This window comes from Paeniglutamicibacter selenitireducens, from assembly GCF_051550675.1.
In the GTDB taxonomy this organism is placed as follows: domain Bacteria; phylum Actinomycetota; class Actinomycetes; order Actinomycetales; family Micrococcaceae; genus Paeniglutamicibacter.
Window position 1 is genome coordinate 679,015 of sequence record NZ_JBPULF010000001.1, and the last position, 14,528, is coordinate 693,542.

Below are 14,528 nucleotides of genomic sequence, written 5' to 3' on the forward strand. Positions count from 1 at the left end.
CGGGCCCATCCGTCCGCGGCGCCGGTTCGCCACATCCCACACGCAAGGAGTCCGCATTCCCGTTCGGGAATGCGGCCTCCGCTGCTGTGGCTTGTTTTCTGTGGCTTGTTCGTGCGCGGCACGCCGCCTGTGGCGAGGTTGGCTACGTCGCTTCCATGTCGAACGGTGCCGGCTCGTTCGCCGCCAGGGGCTTCACCCGCGGCTTCGAGACGGGACGGTGCTCGATGGCGACCGGTTCCTTCACTGCGCTGACCACGTCGTCGAGGTCGTCAAGCAGCGCCTCCTTGATGATCCGGCGGGGGTCGTACTGCCTCGGGTCGAGCTTCTTCCAGTCCATGTCGACGATGTCGTCGCCGACCTCCTCGCGCAGCTGCTCCTTCGCGCCCGTGGCCATGCGGCGCAGTTCCTTGACGAGCCGCCCCAGCTGGGCCGCGTACTCCGGGAGTTTTTCGGGTCCCAAAATAACCACTGCCAGTATGGCCAGCACCAGCAACTCACTACCGTTGATTCCCAGAAACACCCTAGTAGACTACCTGCTTTCCCTGCATCATTTGGCCAAGGCCTAGTCGAAGTCCAAAACCATGAGTTTGGACAGCCCGCGCATCAGGCGCTCGCCCAGCTCCTCGGGGCTCTCGTAGCCGACGGAAGCGCCCGTGTGCTCGCCGACGACCAGGCGCTGCAGGAGCAGTTCGACGTCCTTCTTGGCAAGGTTCGAGGTGATCGAGTAGTCGACGCCGTCCATGCTCAACGTCGCGGTGCCCTTGCCGAAGCTGGCCGATGCCGCGGCCTTGGCCCCGAGCCGGCGCCCCAGTTCGGTCAGCGAGCCCTCGGTGGCCTCTGCCGCCTGTTGCGGGGCCGCCACCTGCTGCGGCGCCGCCAGGCTGCCCGTGGCCAGCGGCCCGCCGGCGAGCCGGCGCACCTCTGTCACGCCGACCTCGTGCTTGCCGTTCTTCATCACCAGGTGCACGGAGGCGCTGCCGTCGGAGCGGGTGCCGCTGGCCGAGGCCAGATGGTAGCCGGCCGACTCGATCACGGGGCAGGTCCAGCCCGCCGCGCGCAACTCGCCCAGGTCGTCCTCGTCGAGGCTGGTGGCCGTCGCGTTCCACGCACCCGTGGGGTCGTGCTGTTCGGCTGTGGCGACGCCCGGGGCGCCCAGCGACCACGACAAGCCCACCACGACCCCGAGCACGGCAAGGATCCCCACCAGCGCCACGGCAGGGAGCCACGGGCGGAAGCGGGTGGTACGGCGGGGGGCTCCCGTGTCGCGGTGCTCGTCGGCGCTGCTGAGCAAGGTGTGCGCGGTCAGCGGAGGGGCAGGGATTTGAGCGTGGCCGCTCCAGTGCGGAGCGGTCCTCGGCGTGGCGGATTGGAGCGCTTCCCAGCACCGCAGGCATCGATGCACATGTCTTTCGATACTGCGGCGGTTCTTCGCATCCAGCTCACCTGCCGCATAGGCGTGGATCCGTTCCTGTGGTGAATGCATGCCTAGCGGACTCCCGGGATCGACCGCCGGATCTTGGGCAGCCCCACGGCCGGGGTCGGCCGGGCTGCGGGATTCCGGTGGGCAAGCTTCTCGCGGAGCATCGCCCTGCCGCGGTGGATGCGCGAGCGGACCGTGCCGAGCTTGACGTCCAGCGCCTCGGAAACCTCTTCGTAGGAGAGGCCTTCAAGGTCGCACAGCACGATGGCGGCGCGGAACTCCGGGGACAGGCCCTCCAGGGCCGCCTGCACGTCGACATCCAGGTTGTTGTACTCGAAGCTGCGCTCCGGCCCGGGGGCGGTGCCGGGAAGCTTGGCTTCGGCTTCCTCGCCCAGTCCGTCGAAGCGGATCCGCGACTTGCGCCGCGCCTGGTCCAGGAACAGGTTGGTGGTGATGCGGTGCAGCCAGCCGCCGATGGTTCCGGGGGTGAAGGTGTGCAGTGAGCGGAAGACTCTCACGAAGGTTTCCTGCGCCAGGTCCTCGGCATCCTGGCGGTTGCCCGTCAACCGGTAGGCGAGGCGGTAAACCCGCGGGGAATGGTCCCTGACGATCTCCTCCCACGTGGGAACCGCGAGCTCGCCGAACCCAGCGGTGGAGCTCGTGTCGGTGGCCATGGTCGGATCTGTTGCGTTCACGGTTTCAATTCTGGCCCAGCCGCCTGAGCGAATCCTGTAAGCAGGCTGTGCCGGACCTACGTTTCCAATTCGGCCGTTGAAATGGACACACAGGGATAGGATGGGGATGTACCGGCACCCCGCCCGGCGGCACGCCGTGGCCGGGCACCGAGGGCAGCCAGCCCGGGGCCGGCCCCCGAATGCGTGCCATCACCCGCCATTCCCCCACGCCTCGTGAACAGGACCCCACCACACTCATGAACCTGGATGTCTACAGCAGCTGGTCCTACGCCGAGGCACAGGCCACGGAGGACCCCGTCATCGAGCGTGCCCGCGAACGCGGCAGGGAGCTCGGAGTCGAATCGGTGGGCGCGGCCACGGCCGGCCTGCTGACGGTGCTGGCAGCCACCTCCAAGGCGCGCCACGTGGTGGAGATCGGGTCGGGCGTCGGCGTCTCGGGAACCAGCCTGCTCCGCGGGCTTGGGGCGCACTCGGCACTGACCACCATAGACATCGACGTCGACCACCTTGCCGCGGCACGCGAGGCCTTCCACGAGGCCGGATTCGACTCCTCACGCTTCCGTGCCATCGCCGGGCGTGCGGAAGCGGTGCTGCCGCGCCTCACCGACGAGGCCTACGACATGGTGTTCATCGACGCCGACAAGGCACACCTCTCCGAGTACACCACCCAGGCGATGCGCCTGGTCAAGGCCGGAGGCATGGTCCTGCTGCACGACGCCTTCGACCACCACCGCGTGGCCAAGCCGGCCGTCCGCCAGCCCAGCACCGTTGCCACCCGCAACGCCATCCGCATGCTGCGCAGCGACGAACGTTTCACCACCACGCTCGTACCCAGCGGCATGGGCCTGCTGGTCGCCGCACGGACCCACTAGCCCGGACACCGCTGCGCAGCCTGGACGGAAAAGCCCGAACACACGGAAATGGGAGCCGACCCGTGCGGGTCGACTCCCATTTCCACAATCCCAAGCCGATGACTACTCGGTGACACCCACGAGGCAGTCACGCAAGGAAGCGGCTTCGTCGGCGTTGAGTTCAACTACCAGACGCCCGCCACCGTCGATCGGTACGCGCATGATCAGGCTACGGCCTTCCTTCGTGACCTCCATCGGACCATCCCCGGTACGTGGTTTCATCGCAGCCATTAGCGCTGTCCCTTTCCTTTGGGGCGGAGGAGGGTTGCCCCCTGCGCCCGGTCGTGAGTTACTTGGCGAATCCATCTGTTCGGTGAATCGCTTTCAACTTGCTGACTACCATTATTCCGAATAATTGCCCGTGGTGCTAATCACACGCTCTTCTCCGCGTTGCGCGATGACCTGATGCAACCTGTCGATCTCGGCCGAAAGCGCATCCAGGACCTCATCAACCTGGTCACATCGGTAGCCCCGAAGGGCCAGCGAGAATCCCACAGCCTCGATGTCCGCAGGGGTGGGCTGAAGGGGCAACAAGACCGGGGGAAGCGACGCCACGGGCTCCACGAGCCCCTGGATCGGGGCCCTTGCCGGTTCGTAGCGCGCCCCGCCGCCGGGCAAACGCGCCCGCCGGCTGCCGGTTCCCAGAAGCACCGCCGCGCCCAGCACCAGGATGGCCAGGACCAACAAAACGTAAACCACTACCTATTCCTCCCGAATACCTGTTTCCCGGACACGCACCCTCAGTCGTCCGAGGCAAATCCATCGCCGCGCGCGGACCCCACGACGATGCGCACGGCTTCCTCGATGTCGTCGGTCAGCGTGATCAAGTCCAGGTCGGAAAGGGAAATGGCGCCCTCTTCCGCCACGGTGTTCCGCAGCCACTCCAGCAGCGGCCCCCAGTAATCCGTCCCGACCAGCACGATAGGGAACCCGGTGACCTTCTCCGTCTGCACCAGCGTGACTGCCTCGAACAGCTCGTCAAGGGTTCCGTAGCCGCCGGGAAGCACGATGAATCCCTGTGAGTACTTCACGAACATGGTCTTGCGGGCGAAGAAATAGCGGAAGTTGATCCCGATGTCGACCCACTCGTTCAACCCGGTCTCGAACGGGAGCTCGATGCCCAGGCCGATGGATACGCCACCGGCCTCGCCCGCACCCTTGTTTGCGGCCTCCATGGCACCTGGCCCGCCACCGGTGATCACGGCGACTCCGGCCTGGGCGATCAGCGCACCGATCTTCTCCGCCTGGGCATAGCGCGGCGAATCCCGCGGCGTTCGCGCCGACCCGAAAACGCTGATGGCCGGCCCGGTGCCGGCAAGCGCCCCGAACCCCTCGACGAACTCGCTCTGTATCCGCAGCACGCGCCACGGATCGGTGTGGGTGAAGTCCTGGCTGTCGCGGGTATCCAGGAGGTAGCGGTCCGACTGCGGAATGTCGGCCTGCGCACGGCGCAGGATCACCGAGCCCTTGCGGCGCGCCGGGTCCGGCAGCGATGCGAAATTCTTTGCTTGAGAGTTCTGGCGTGACATGCCACCCACTGTATCGGCATTCACCGGGCACGCCTGCAGCCCCGCAGGCAATTTAGGAAACGATTCGGCAAAGGTAAGCGCAAGTCAGTGGTGATCCAGCGCACATCGGCTATTGTCGTCACATGAGCACTGATTCCCATGAGAGTAGCGCCGGATCGACCCCGATTCCGATCGTCAGGCTGTCTGGTGTCAACAAGCACTATGGCCAGCTGCACGTTCTGCAGGACATCAACCTCGAAGTCTCCAAGGGAGAAGTCGTCGTGGTCCTGGGTCCATCCGGCTCCGGCAAGTCAACCCTGTGCCGCACCATCAACCGCCTGGAAACCATCGACACGGGCAGCATCGAAATCGACGGGCAGGTCCTTCCCGAAGAGGGAAAGCAGCTGGCAAACCTCCGCGCCGACGTCGGCATGGTTTTCCAGTCGTTCAACCTCTTCGCCCACAAATCCATCCTGGAGAACGTGACCCTTGGCCCCATCAAGGTCAAGAACATGAAGAAGCCCGAAGCCGAAAAGCTCGCGATTTCCCTGCTTGAACGCGTGGGCGTCGCCAACCAGAAGGACAAGCTCCCGGCCCAGCTTTCCGGCGGCCAGCAGCAGCGCGTGGCGATCGCGCGCGCCTTGGCGATGCGCCCGAAGGTGATGCTCTTCGACGAACCGACCTCGGCCCTCGACCCGGAAATGATCAACGAGGTGCTTGACACCATGGTCGCGCTGGCCAAGGAGGGCATGACGATGATCGTGGTCACCCACGAGATGGGCTTCGCCCGCAAGGCCGCCGACCGAGTGATCTTCATGGCCGACGGGCAGATCGTCGAGCAGGCAACTCCCGAGCAGTTCTTCACCAATCCGCAGAGTGCCCGCGCCAAGGACTTCCTGGGCAAGCTCATCACGCACTGACAGTTCCGCATCTTTCGAAGTACACCGGACGGGAAACCACTCCTTTCCAGAAACCAAGGAGAACCAATGCGCAAGAACCGCATCGCAGCAGTAGCCGCCATGGCCGCCGCGGCAGCCCTGACCCTCAGCGCCTGCGGCGGCGGTGGAGGCGCCGCCAGCGACAAGATCAAGATCGGCATCAAGTTCGACCAGCCCGGCGTCGGGTTCAAGGACGGCAACGACTACAAGGGTTTCGACGTCGATGTCGCGAGGTACGTGGCCAACGAACTTGGCTACCCGGCGGACAAGATCGAGTTCATCTCGACCCCGTCGGCAAACCGCGAAACCGCCCTGCAGAACAAGCAGGTCGACATGATCTTCGCTTCCTACTCCATCACCGACAAGCGCAAGGAATCCGTGGCCTTCGCCGGGCCGTACCTGATTGCCGGCCAGGACCTGCTGGTTCCCGTGGGATCGACCATCACCGGCCCCGAGGACCTCAACGGCAAGACGCTGTGTTCGGTGACTGGCTCCACCTCGGCGCAGAAAATCAAGGACACCTACGCCAAGAGCGTGAACCTGCAGGAACAGTCGGGCTACGCCGAATGCCTCGGCGGCATGTCGGGCGGCACCATCGACGCCGTGACGACCGATGACATCATCCTCGCCGGCTTGGCCGCCCAGCCGGCAAATGCGGGCAAGTTCAAGGTCGTGGGCAAGCCCTTCAGCGAGGAGAAGTACGGAGTGGGCCTGAACAAGGAATCCACCAAGTGCGCCGACATCAACAAGGCCATCGAAAAGATGATCAGCTCCGGCGAGTGGGACAAGGCCATCAAGGCCAACACCGAGGGCACCGGCTACACCCCGAACCCGACCCTGAACCCGCCAAAGATGGACCCCTGCGCCTAACACACGCTCCACGTCCATTGGGTGCGTGCCTCCGCGAGCGGGGGCACGCACCGCCCCAATGATTCGGTCCCCCCGGACCGCAGGAATCGAGGCAGAAGCATGGAGAACTATCTCGCCCTGTTCACGCAGTACGACATTCCCGCCGCATTTTGGGTCAACATCCAGCTGACCTTCTGGGCGGCCATCGGCGCCCTCGTTCTGGGCACGGTCCTGGCCATGATGCGCATCTCGCCGGTGCGCAGCTTCTCGGCCTTCGGGACCGCCTACGTGAACATCATCCGCAACACCCCGCTGACGATCATCCTGCTCTTCGGCGTGCTGGCCCTCTACAACCAGCTGGGATTCACCCTCTCGGACGACTTCAACCAGAACTTCTTCAACCTCGCGGTGATGGGCCTGGCGATCTACCACGCGGCCTTCGTCTGCGAGGCGATCCGCTCGGGCGTCAACACCGTGCCGGTCGGGCAGGCCGAGGCCGCCCGCGCCATCGGCCTGAGCTTCCTGCCGGCGGCCCGCGAGGTCATCCTGCCGCAAGCCTTCCGCGGGGCAGTGGTCCCGCTGGGCAACGTGCTGATCGCACTGATCAAGAACTCGACGGTTGCCGCTGTCAGCTCCGTGGCGATCGAGGCGTCCTCGGTCATGAAGACCATGCTGGAGTTCGAGTCCAACCTGATCATCCCCATCTTCGCGACGTTCGCCATCGGGTTCGTCATTATCGTCATCCCGGTGGGCCTGTTGACCACCTGGCTCTCCAAGAAACTGGCGGTGGCCCGATGAGCGCATCAGTCCTCTTTGACACACCCGGCCCCAAGGCGCGGCAGCGGATCCTGGTTGTCAACGTCGTCGGCATCCTGCTGATCGCGGGCCTCATCTACGTGGTGGTTGCCGGGCTCGCCGCCAAGGGGCAGATGGAGGGCTCCCTGTGGGCCTCGCTGTTCACGGCCAACGCCTGGGCGAACTTCCTGCTCCCGGGCCTCGCCAACACGCTCAAGGCCGCCGGACTGGGCATCGTGCTCTCCGTGGTCTTCGGCCTGGCCTTCGGCATGGGGCTGCTCTCCGGGATCAAGGCGCTGCGCTGGGTCTCCACGATCGTGGTGGAGTTCTTCCGTGCGGTCCCGGTCCTGCTGATGATCGTGTTCTTCAACATCCTGCTGGCACGCACCGGCGTGGTCAGCGGAACCGACGCCCCCTACTGGGCAGTGGTCATCTCGCTGATGCTCTACAACGGCTCGGTGGTCGCCGAGTTGGTGCGCTCCGGCGTGCGCAACCTGCCCAAGGGTCAGCGCGAGGCCGGTATCGCGATCGGCCTGACCACCACGCAGTCGCTGCGCCTGATCGAGATCCCGCAGGCACTTGTCGCCATGCTGCCGGCGTTGATCGGCCAGTTCGTCGTCATCCTGAAGGACTCGGCGCTGGGCTACATCGTTGGCTTCACCGAGCTGCTGTTCTACTCGCGGACGTTTGCCGCGGCCAACGGCAACATGCTCCAGGCCCTGCTGCTGGCGGCGGCGATCTTCATCGTCATCAACTTCGCGCTGGGCAAGCTGGCGGAGATCGTCTCCCGCCGGCTGGGCAGCCGGATGCCCAACGCCAAGCCGGCGGCCGCCGTGGCCGACGTCGAGGCGCCGCTGGCAACACCCGGCGACCAGGCGAAGTAGACCAGACAGATTAGAGCACGCGAAACAACGGGACGCTTCGACCGCCCCGAACAACTATGCCGCCGGAGACTCCCCCTCGAGGGGGTCTCCGGCGGCATGTGCGTGTTTCCGGCTTGCGCCGCCTTCCCGCAGCGCCTGCAGGCGGCTGCCGGCCCGGGCTACTTCCCGGCGAGCCAGGTGCGCAGCGTGGCCAGGCATTCGCGGATGGCCGCGGCGCTCACGTGCTCGTCGTCCGAGTGCGCCAGCAGGGCATCGCCCGGACCGAAGTTCACTGCCGGGATGCCGAGCTCGGAGAAGCGGGCGACGTCGGTCCAGCCGTACTTGGGCATCGGCACCTGGCCGACGGTTGCCACGAACGACGCGGCGGCCGGGTGGCCCAGGCCCGGGCGCGCACCGGGGGCTCCGTCCGTGCGGACGATCTCGAAGTCCTTGAACAGCTCGAAGACGTGCGCCTCGGCCTGGGCCACGTCCTTGTCCGGCGCAAAGCGGTAGTTGACCTCCACCTCGCAGAAGTCCGGGATCACGTTGCCGGCGATGCCACCGGCGATGCGCACGGCGTTCAGCGACTCCCGGTAGTCAAGCCCGTCGACATCCACGGTGCGCGGCTCGTAGTCGGCGAGGATCCGCAGGATGGGGGCAGCGGCGTGGATCGCGTTCTCGCCCATCCAGGCGCGGGCCGAGTGTGCGGCGACCCCACGGGTGCGCACGCGGTACCGGGTGGTGCCGTTGCAGCCGCCCTCGACGGTGCCGTTGGTCGGCTCGAGCAGGATCGCGAAGTCGCCGCCGAGCAGTTCGGGGCAGTTGCGGAAGAGCCGGCCCAGCCCCGACTTCGAGCCTTCGACCTCCTCGTGGTCGTAAAAGATGAATGTTACGTCCCGTGCGGCATCCACGAGCGAGGCGGCGAGGGCCAGCTGCACGGCGACCCCGCCCTTCATGTCGGTGGCGCCGCGGCCGTAGAGCGTCTCGCCTTCCCAGCTCACCGGGACCGTGCCGCGGGCACCCGGGGTGGTGGGCAGCGGCACCGTGTCGAGGTGGCCTGCAAGGATCACGCGTTCGGCCCGTCCCCATGCGGTGCGGGCAACTATCGCGTCGCCGTCGCGGTGCACCTGGAGGTGCTCGCAGGTGGCCAGCGCCAGCTCGATCGCGTCGGCCAGCGCAGTCTCGTTTCCGGAGACCGATTCGATGTCCATCAGCTGCGCGGTGAGCATGGCGACGTCCTGGGAGAGGTCCAGTTCGATCGGGGCGGAGGGTTCGGGGTGGGGGTTCGGGTTGCTGTGCACGATTCCAGATTAGTGCCTTGTGCCACGTTAGGATTGATTCATGACTCCGGTAGACACCCGCCCCGACATCGATTCCCCACGACCTCTGCGCATTGCCTCGGCCCACGGCCTTGCCACCTACGCCTCGGACGGCTCGGTGCTCGATGTGTGGTTCCCGGAACCGCGCCTGGGCACCCTCGAAGACGCCGCGCAGCTCGCCGGCGAGCTTGCCGCCGCCGCGCAGTCCGACGCCGAGCGCGGCACCACCCAGGCCGTGGTCTCCCTTCAGATCGATGTCGACGTGGCACCGGCCGACACCGCCGATGTCTGGCTGCGCCTGCACCTGCTCTCGCACCGCCTGGTCCAGCCCAACGACGTGAACCTCGACGGCGCCTTCGGCCTGCTGAACAACGTCGTTTGGACCAACTTCGGCCCGTGCGCCGTCGAGGGCTTCGAGACCACCCGCCTGCGCCTGCGCAGGCGCGGAGTGCTCAACGTGCTGGGCGTCGACAAGTTCCCGCGCATGCTCGACTACGTGGTTCCCTCCGGCGTGCGCGTCGCCGATGCCGGCCGCGTGCGCCTCGGCGCGCACCTGGCACCGGGCACCACCGTCATGCACGAGGGCTTCGTGAACTTCAACGCCGGCACCCTGGGCACCTCCATGGTCGAGGGGCGCATCTCCGCTTCCGTCGTGGTCGGCAACGGCTCGGACGTCGGCGGCGGTGCCTCCATCATGGGCACCCTTTCCGGCGGCGGCAAGGAGCGCATCACCATCGGTGAGCGCGTCCTGCTGGGCGCCAACTCGGGCGTCGGCATCTCCATCGGCGACGACTCCGTGGTGGAGGCCGGGCTCTACGTCACGGCCGGGACCCGAGTTCAGCTGGAGGGCCGGACCGTCAAGGCCGTGGACCTCTCCGGCGTGCCGAACCTGCTCTTCCGCCGCAACTCCGTCACCGGCGCCGTCGAGGCCCTGGGCCGCGCGGGACAACACGTGGAATTGAACAGCATCCTGCATGCCAACTGATGCACACCAGCGGGTGCTCTCCATGGGCACCCAACACGGGGAAACCCGTGGGCACGGCCGGCACGCGCGACCCCGCACCTGGGGTCGCGCGCTGCTGGCGTTGCTCATTGCCTGCGGGCTGATCGGCGGCGGCCTGTACGCTGCGATGAACTTCATCGGCCTCGACGAGAACCTGGTGCGCGAAAAGTGCATGGCCGTGGTCGGTTCCGAAAGTTACGTGCTCTCCCCCGAGCAGGCCTCGAACGCCGCGCTGATCGCTGCCGTGGCTACCAAGCGCGGCATGTCCGAACGCGCGGCCACCATCGGCATCGCCACCTCCATGCAGGAATCGAAGCTCACCAACATCGACTACGGCGACACCGCCGGGCCGGATTCCCGGGGGCTCTTCCAGCAACGTCCCAGCATGGGCTGGGGCACGGAGGCGCAGGTGATGGACCCCACCTATGCGGCAGGGCGGTTCTTCCAGGAACTCGACACCTTCGACTACTCCGCGCTGCCGTTGACCGAGGCCGCCCAGAAGGTCCAGCGCAGCGCCTACCCCATGGCCTACGCCAAGCACGAAGGAATGGCCAAGGCCTTCTCCGCCCCGCTGACCGGCAACGCGGTGTCGGCCCTGAACTGCACGTTGCGCACCGCGGAAACCGCTGGCTCCCCGGCGAAGGTCGAGTCCGCCTTGCGCGAGGCAACCGGCATCACGGGGGCCGCCGTCGACGGGCCGCGGCTCAAGGTCCCGGCGAAGGGCACCCAGGGCTGGGCCGTCGCACAGTGGGCCGTGGCAAACGCCGGCGCAATGAACACCGAGTCCGTCTCCTATGCTGGGCTGGTGTGGAACCGCTCGCAGGGTGCCTGGGTCCCGGCCGCAACAACGGACGGCTACGTCGTCATCCAGTCGGCCACCCCGTAGCCCTCACGCCAGAGACGCTACTTGATCATGCCGATGATCGGCTGCAGGTAGCTGCGGAACAGGTCGGCGTCCTGCATCAGGTCCTGGCTCAACAACACCGTGTCGGGTTCGACAAACCAGGCACGGGGCTCCGCCAGCGGAAGCTCCACCATCTTCAGGTGCAGTTCGCCGTCGCCCTGCTCGCCGGGTTCCCGCTCAAAGAACAACTGCGACACCAGCGCCAAGCGCTCGTCGGTGTTCTTGCTGCAGTAGTCCTTGTACTCCCCCATCCGGTTCTGCGTCCAGGTGAACGCGTTGCCGTAGTGGGCGCGCAAAAGGTGCTGCAGGCTCGGCGAATCCGAGAAGTCAGCAAAGTCCGGCTCCTCATCCAGTGCGGGGTGCGCATAGTCCCCGCGCAGGATGCGTTCCCACCAGCTCTGCCATTCCTGGCGCAATTCCCCGGCCGAGCCCTCGCCCAGTTCGCGGGCCGCGGCGGGCTTCACCTTGGGCCAGAGCGGCGCAAGGCTCGGGGTACCGAGCGGTTCGATCGCCGCCAAATCCCGAATGTACAAAGCCAGCAACATCTCACGGTGGGTATCAGCTGAGACCTTCCAACCGGGACCAGACTCTTGAACCATGAGGCACACTCGTTTCCATCAAAACCAACGCCTACTTCAAGAATAGACCCGAAATCAAGCGTTTGGCCGAAAAGATCGCGCCGCTTCGGGGCAATCGGCGCGGGCATGCAAAAGGCCCGGCAGGCGCCGCCTCGAATGTTCGAAGCAACGCCCGTCGGGCCCGCGAACCCAGGAATGCCGCAACCGCGGAACGGGAAGCCGTTCCGCGCCGGCCGGTCCTAGCGGTTCGGGTAGCTGCGCTCGGGTTCGCCCACGTACAGCTGGCGCGGACGGCCGATCTTCATCTCCGGATCCTGCAGCATCTCGCGGTACTGGGCAATCCAGCCCGGGAGACGTCCGATGGCGAAGAGGACGGTGAACATCTTCTCCGGGAAGCCCATGGCCTTGTAGATCAGGCCGGTGTAGAAGTCCACGTTCGGGTAGAGCTTGCGCGAGATGAAGTAGTCGTCGTTCAGTGCGCGCTCTTCCAGGGACATCGCGATGTCCAGGAGCTGGTCGTTGCCGCCAAGCTTGGAGAGGATCTCGTGCGCCGTTGCCTTGATGATCTTGGCGCGCGGGTCGTAGTTCTTGTAGACACGGTGTCCGAAGCCCATGAGACGGACGCCGTCTTCCTTGTTCTTGACCTTCTCCATGAAGTCTGCCGGCTTCAGGCCCTCGGACTGGATCTGGCGCAGCATCTTCAGCACCGCTTCGTTGGCGCCGCCGTGGGCCGGGCCCGAGAGTGCGTTGATGCCTGCGGAGACCGAGGCGAACATGTTCGCGTTCGAGGAACCGACGAGGCGCACGGTGGAGGTCGAGCAGTTCTGCTCGTGGTCCGCGTGCAGGATCAGCAGCTGGTCGAGGGCCTTGACGATGACCGGATCCATGTCGTACGGCTCGGCGGCAATGCCGAAGCTCAGGCGCATGAAGTTCTCGACGAGGTTCATCGAGTTGTCCGGGTACAGCAGGGCCTGGCCGATGGACTTCTTGTGCGCGTAGGCGGCAAGGACGGGCATCTTGGCCAGCAGGCGGATGGTCGAAAGCTCGACCTGCTCCTCGTCGAAGGGGTCCAGCGAGTCCTGGTACCAGGTCGAGAGTGCGGTCACGGCGGAGGAGAGCACCGGCATCGGGTGTGCTTCGCGCGGGAAGCCGCCGAAGAAGCCCTTGAGCTCCTCGTGCAGCAGGGTGTGGCGACGGATCTTCTGGTCGAATTCCTCCAGCTCGGTGGCCGAGGGAAGGTTTCCGTAGATCAGCAGGTAGCTGGTCTCGAGGAAGCTGGACTTTTCGGCCAGCTGCTCGATCGGGTACCCGCGGTAGCGCAGGATGCCCGCGTCGCCGTCGATGTAGGTGATTGCGGACTTGGTCGCCGCGGTGTTCATGAAGCCCGGGTCGTAGGTTACGCCACCCGTTGCCTTCAAAAGCGGAGCGATGTTAAAGCCGTTGTTGCCTTCTACAGCGGGCACAACAGGAAGTTCGATGTTGTTGCCGCCGAAGCTGAGCTGAGCAGAATTGTTTTCCGTCATTGTCTCTCCTAACCGGAATGCAGATGGATCCGATGGTCAGTAATCAGTGCCACGCTACCGTTTAGTAGCCTCATGACACCAATCGGTAGGTCACGTTATGGCATCAGCGGGCCGCATTCAGCCGCCCAACGGCACTGGCAATCCGCTCGTCACTTGCGGTGAGCGCGATGCGCACGAACTTCGCCCCGGCTTCGCCATAGAAGGCACCCGGGCCCGCAATGATTCCCAGTTCGGCCAGTCGACCCATCGTGGTCCAGCAGTCCTCGTCGGCGGTGCACCAGAGGTAGAGGCCCGCAACCGAGTCCTCGATGCGCAGCCCAAATCCCTCCAGGGCGGGGACCAACGCCTCTCTGCGCGCGCGGTACAAGGCTTTTTGTTCCGCGACATGCGCCTCGTCGCCAAGTGCAGCGCGCATGGCATCCTGCACCGGGGCGGGCACGATCATCCCGGCGTGCTTGCGACTGTTGATCAGCGCTGGCATCAGGTTCGGGGCCCCGGCGATGAACGCCGCGCGGTACCCGGCGACGTTCGACTGCTTGGACAGGGAGTAGACGGAAATGAGGTTGTTGTGATCTCCCCCACACACCGCTTCGTCGAGCACGCTCGGGACGCCCGATTCATACTCGCCCCAGCCAAGTTCGGCGTAGCACTCGTCGGAAGCGACGACCGCACCGAGCGAACGGGCGTCGTCGACAAGCGCCTTGAGGCTTGCTGCGTCGTGCACGATACCGGTCGGGTTGCCCGGGGAATTGACCCACACGAGCTTGACCCGGGCACGGTCCTGGGCCGAGAGTTCCTCCAGCGAATCGGCAGCCACAGACTCGGCACCGGCCAGCGTCGCGCCGATGTCGTAGGTCGGGTAGGCCACGCGGGGGCGGACCACCAGGTCCCCGGCCCCGAGTCCCAGCAGCAGCGGCAACCAAGCAACCATTTCCTTGGACCCGACGGTTGGCATCACGTCGTTGGCGTCCAAGCCGTGCACGTTGCGGCGGCGGGCGTACCATTCGACGATGGCCTCGCGCAGTTCAACGGTTCCATGCGTCGTCGGGTAGCCGGGGGCATCCGCGCCGGCGCGCAGGGCATCGATGACGACCTGCGGCGTGGGATCCACCGGCGTGCCGATCGAGAGGTTGACCGGTCCGTCGGGATGCTCGGAAGCCTTGGCCGTGTAGGGCGCCAGCGCTGTCCAGGGGTACTCGGGAAGACTCAACATGCGGGGTGG

General features: G+C 66.0%; 17 protein-coding genes and 1 pseudogene. 7 read left to right on the top strand and 11 right to left on the bottom strand.

Annotation, left to right across the window (positions count from 1 at the left end; genetic code table 11):
- Window positions 1–142: 142 nt before the first annotated feature.
- From ACSYDW_RS03040 to sigE, 4 genes and pseudogenes are all read right to left on the bottom strand, one after another.
- A complete protein-coding gene (locus tag ACSYDW_RS03040) occupies window positions 143–520 on the bottom strand; it encodes a sec-independent translocase (RefSeq protein WP_438337212.1) in 378 nt (125 codons plus the stop codon).
- A 42-nt stretch (window positions 521–562) separates the two neighbouring features.
- Window positions 563–1,291, bottom strand: a complete 729-nt coding sequence (locus ACSYDW_RS03045) for a hypothetical protein (RefSeq protein ID WP_438337331.1) — start codon at window positions 1,289–1,291, stop codon at window positions 563–565.
- A 102-nt stretch (window positions 1,292–1,393) separates the two neighbouring features.
- Window positions 1,394–1,483: pseudogene (locus ACSYDW_RS03050) on the bottom strand (zf-HC2 domain-containing protein); the annotation flags it as partial.
- A 2-nt stretch (window positions 1,484–1,485) separates the two neighbouring features.
- Window positions 1,486–2,115 (bottom strand): RNA polymerase sigma factor SigE, encoded by a 630-nt coding sequence (sigE, locus tag ACSYDW_RS03055; RefSeq protein WP_438337213.1) that lies wholly within the window; start codon window positions 2,113–2,115, stop codon window positions 1,486–1,488.
- A 236-nt stretch (window positions 2,116–2,351) separates the two neighbouring features.
- Here sigE and ACSYDW_RS03060 point away from each other — a divergent pair, with 236 nt between their 5' ends.
- Complete coding sequence (locus ACSYDW_RS03060; protein ID WP_438337214.1) at window positions 2,352–2,987, top strand: O-methyltransferase; 636 nt, start codon at window positions 2,352–2,354, stop codon at window positions 2,985–2,987.
- Window positions 2,988–3,089: 102 nt separating this feature from the next.
- Here ACSYDW_RS03060 and ACSYDW_RS03065 read toward each other — a convergent pair whose 3' ends face one another.
- The 3 genes from ACSYDW_RS03065 to ACSYDW_RS03075 all read right to left on the bottom strand — a co-directional run bounded on the left by ACSYDW_RS03065 (window position 3,090) and on the right by ACSYDW_RS03075 (window position 4,555).
- Window positions 3,090–3,257, bottom strand: coding sequence for a DUF3117 domain-containing protein (locus ACSYDW_RS03065; RefSeq protein ID WP_438337215.1), 168 nt, complete (start codon window positions 3,255–3,257; stop codon window positions 3,090–3,092).
- Window positions 3,258–3,368: 111 nt separating this feature from the next.
- Window positions 3,369–3,725 carry a DivIVA domain-containing protein gene (locus ACSYDW_RS03070; RefSeq protein ID WP_438337216.1) on the bottom strand — a complete coding sequence of 119 codons (357 nt, stop codon included), beginning with the start codon at window positions 3,723–3,725 and terminating at the stop codon, window positions 3,369–3,371.
- Between the two features lie 41 nt (window positions 3,726–3,766).
- Window positions 3,767–4,555, bottom strand: a complete 789-nt coding sequence (locus tag ACSYDW_RS03075; protein WP_438337217.1) for an LOG family protein — start codon at window positions 4,553–4,555, stop codon at window positions 3,767–3,769.
- A gap of 122 nt (window positions 4,556–4,677) precedes the next feature.
- On the opposite strand from ACSYDW_RS03075, the gene ACSYDW_RS03080 reads away from it, so the two are divergent.
- The 4 genes from ACSYDW_RS03080 to ACSYDW_RS03095 all read left to right on the top strand — a co-directional run bounded on the left by ACSYDW_RS03080 (window position 4,678) and on the right by ACSYDW_RS03095 (window position 8,000).
- Window positions 4,678–5,454 carry an amino acid ABC transporter ATP-binding protein gene (locus ACSYDW_RS03080; protein WP_438337218.1) on the top strand — a complete coding sequence of 259 codons (777 nt, stop codon included), beginning with the start codon at window positions 4,678–4,680 and terminating at the stop codon, window positions 5,452–5,454.
- Window positions 5,455–5,520: 66 nt separating this feature from the next.
- The gene (locus tag ACSYDW_RS03085; protein ID WP_438337219.1) at window positions 5,521–6,342 is read left to right on the top strand and encodes a glutamate ABC transporter substrate-binding protein; all 822 of its coding nucleotides are present in this window, start codon (window positions 5,521–5,523) and stop codon (window positions 6,340–6,342) included.
- A 99-nt stretch (window positions 6,343–6,441) separates the two neighbouring features.
- Window positions 6,442–7,119: an amino acid ABC transporter permease gene (locus ACSYDW_RS03090; protein ID WP_438337220.1), complete on the top strand. Its 678-nt coding sequence runs from the start codon at window positions 6,442–6,444 to the stop codon at window positions 7,117–7,119.
- Window positions 7,116–8,000 (top strand): amino acid ABC transporter permease, encoded by an 885-nt coding sequence (locus ACSYDW_RS03095; protein ID WP_438337221.1) that lies wholly within the window; start codon window positions 7,116–7,118, stop codon window positions 7,998–8,000. Before ACSYDW_RS03090 ends, ACSYDW_RS03095 begins: the two co-directional genes overlap by 4 nt.
- Window positions 8,001–8,158: 158 nt before the next feature.
- On the opposite strand, the gene dapE is transcribed toward ACSYDW_RS03095, so the two are convergent.
- Window positions 8,159–9,280, bottom strand: a complete 1,122-nt coding sequence (gene dapE / locus ACSYDW_RS03100; RefSeq protein ID WP_438337222.1) for a succinyl-diaminopimelate desuccinylase — start codon at window positions 9,278–9,280, stop codon at window positions 8,159–8,161.
- Between the two features lie 40 nt (window positions 9,281–9,320).
- On the opposite strand from dapE, the gene dapD reads away from it, so the two are divergent.
- The gene (dapD, locus tag ACSYDW_RS03105; protein ID WP_438337223.1) at window positions 9,321–10,283 is read left to right on the top strand and encodes a 2,3,4,5-tetrahydropyridine-2,6-dicarboxylate N-succinyltransferase; all 963 of its coding nucleotides are present in this window, start codon (window positions 9,321–9,323) and stop codon (window positions 10,281–10,283) included.
- Window positions 10,273–11,187 carry a hypothetical protein gene (locus ACSYDW_RS03110; RefSeq protein WP_438337224.1) on the top strand — a complete coding sequence of 305 codons (915 nt, stop codon included), beginning with the start codon at window positions 10,273–10,275 and terminating at the stop codon, window positions 11,185–11,187. The genes dapD and ACSYDW_RS03110 overlap by 11 nt, the downstream gene beginning before the upstream one ends.
- 17 nt (window positions 11,188–11,204) lie before the next feature.
- Here the strand turns inward: ACSYDW_RS03110 and ACSYDW_RS03115 are convergent, their stop codons facing one another.
- The 3 genes from ACSYDW_RS03115 to dapC form a co-directional block, all read right to left on the bottom strand.
- Window positions 11,205–11,804, bottom strand: coding sequence for a hypothetical protein (locus tag ACSYDW_RS03115; protein ID WP_438337225.1), 600 nt, complete (start codon window positions 11,802–11,804; stop codon window positions 11,205–11,207).
- A 218-nt stretch (window positions 11,805–12,022) separates the two neighbouring features.
- Window positions 12,023–13,306, bottom strand: a complete 1,284-nt coding sequence (locus ACSYDW_RS03120) for a citrate synthase (protein WP_438337226.1) — start codon at window positions 13,304–13,306, stop codon at window positions 12,023–12,025.
- Window positions 13,307–13,409: 103 nt separating this feature from the next.
- Window positions 13,410–14,519: a succinyldiaminopimelate transaminase gene (gene dapC, locus ACSYDW_RS03125; protein ID WP_438337227.1), complete on the bottom strand. Its 1,110-nt coding sequence runs from the start codon at window positions 14,517–14,519 to the stop codon at window positions 13,410–13,412.
- Window positions 14,520–14,528: the final 9 nt, after the last annotated feature.

What these genes read in the sequence shown, in the direction of transcription:
- ACSYDW_RS03060 (WP_438337214.1), top strand. Translation starts at nt 2,352, where the DNA reads ATGAACCTGGATGTCTACAGCAGCTGGTCCTACGCCGAGGCACAGGCC.
- ACSYDW_RS03065 (WP_438337215.1), bottom strand. Translation starts at nt 3,257, where the DNA reads ATGGCTGCGATGAAACCACGTACCGGGGATGGTCCGATGGAGGTCACG.
- ACSYDW_RS03075 (WP_438337217.1), bottom strand. Translation starts at nt 4,555, where the DNA reads ATGTCACGCCAGAACTCTCAAGCAAAGAATTTCGCATCGCTGCCGGAC.
- ACSYDW_RS03080 (WP_438337218.1), top strand. Translation starts at nt 4,678, where the DNA reads ATGAGCACTGATTCCCATGAGAGTAGCGCCGGATCGACCCCGATTCCG.
- ACSYDW_RS03085 (WP_438337219.1), top strand. Translation starts at nt 5,521, where the DNA reads ATGCGCAAGAACCGCATCGCAGCAGTAGCCGCCATGGCCGCCGCGGCA.
- ACSYDW_RS03090 (WP_438337220.1), top strand. Translation starts at nt 6,442, where the DNA reads ATGGAGAACTATCTCGCCCTGTTCACGCAGTACGACATTCCCGCCGCA.
- ACSYDW_RS03095 (WP_438337221.1), top strand. Translation starts at nt 7,116, where the DNA reads ATGAGCGCATCAGTCCTCTTTGACACACCCGGCCCCAAGGCGCGGCAG.
- dapD (WP_438337223.1), top strand. Translation starts at nt 9,321, where the DNA reads ATGACTCCGGTAGACACCCGCCCCGACATCGATTCCCCACGACCTCTG.
- ACSYDW_RS03110 (WP_438337224.1), top strand. Translation starts at nt 10,273, where the DNA reads ATGCCAACTGATGCACACCAGCGGGTGCTCTCCATGGGCACCCAACAC.
- ACSYDW_RS03115 (WP_438337225.1), bottom strand. Translation starts at nt 11,804, where the DNA reads ATGGTTCAAGAGTCTGGTCCCGGTTGGAAGGTCTCAGCTGATACCCAC.
- ACSYDW_RS03120 (WP_438337226.1), bottom strand. Translation starts at nt 13,306, where the DNA reads ATGACGGAAAACAATTCTGCTCAGCTCAGCTTCGGCGGCAACAACATC.
- dapC (WP_438337227.1), bottom strand. Translation starts at nt 14,519, where the DNA reads ATGTTGAGTCTTCCCGAGTACCCCTGGACAGCGCTGGCGCCCTACACG.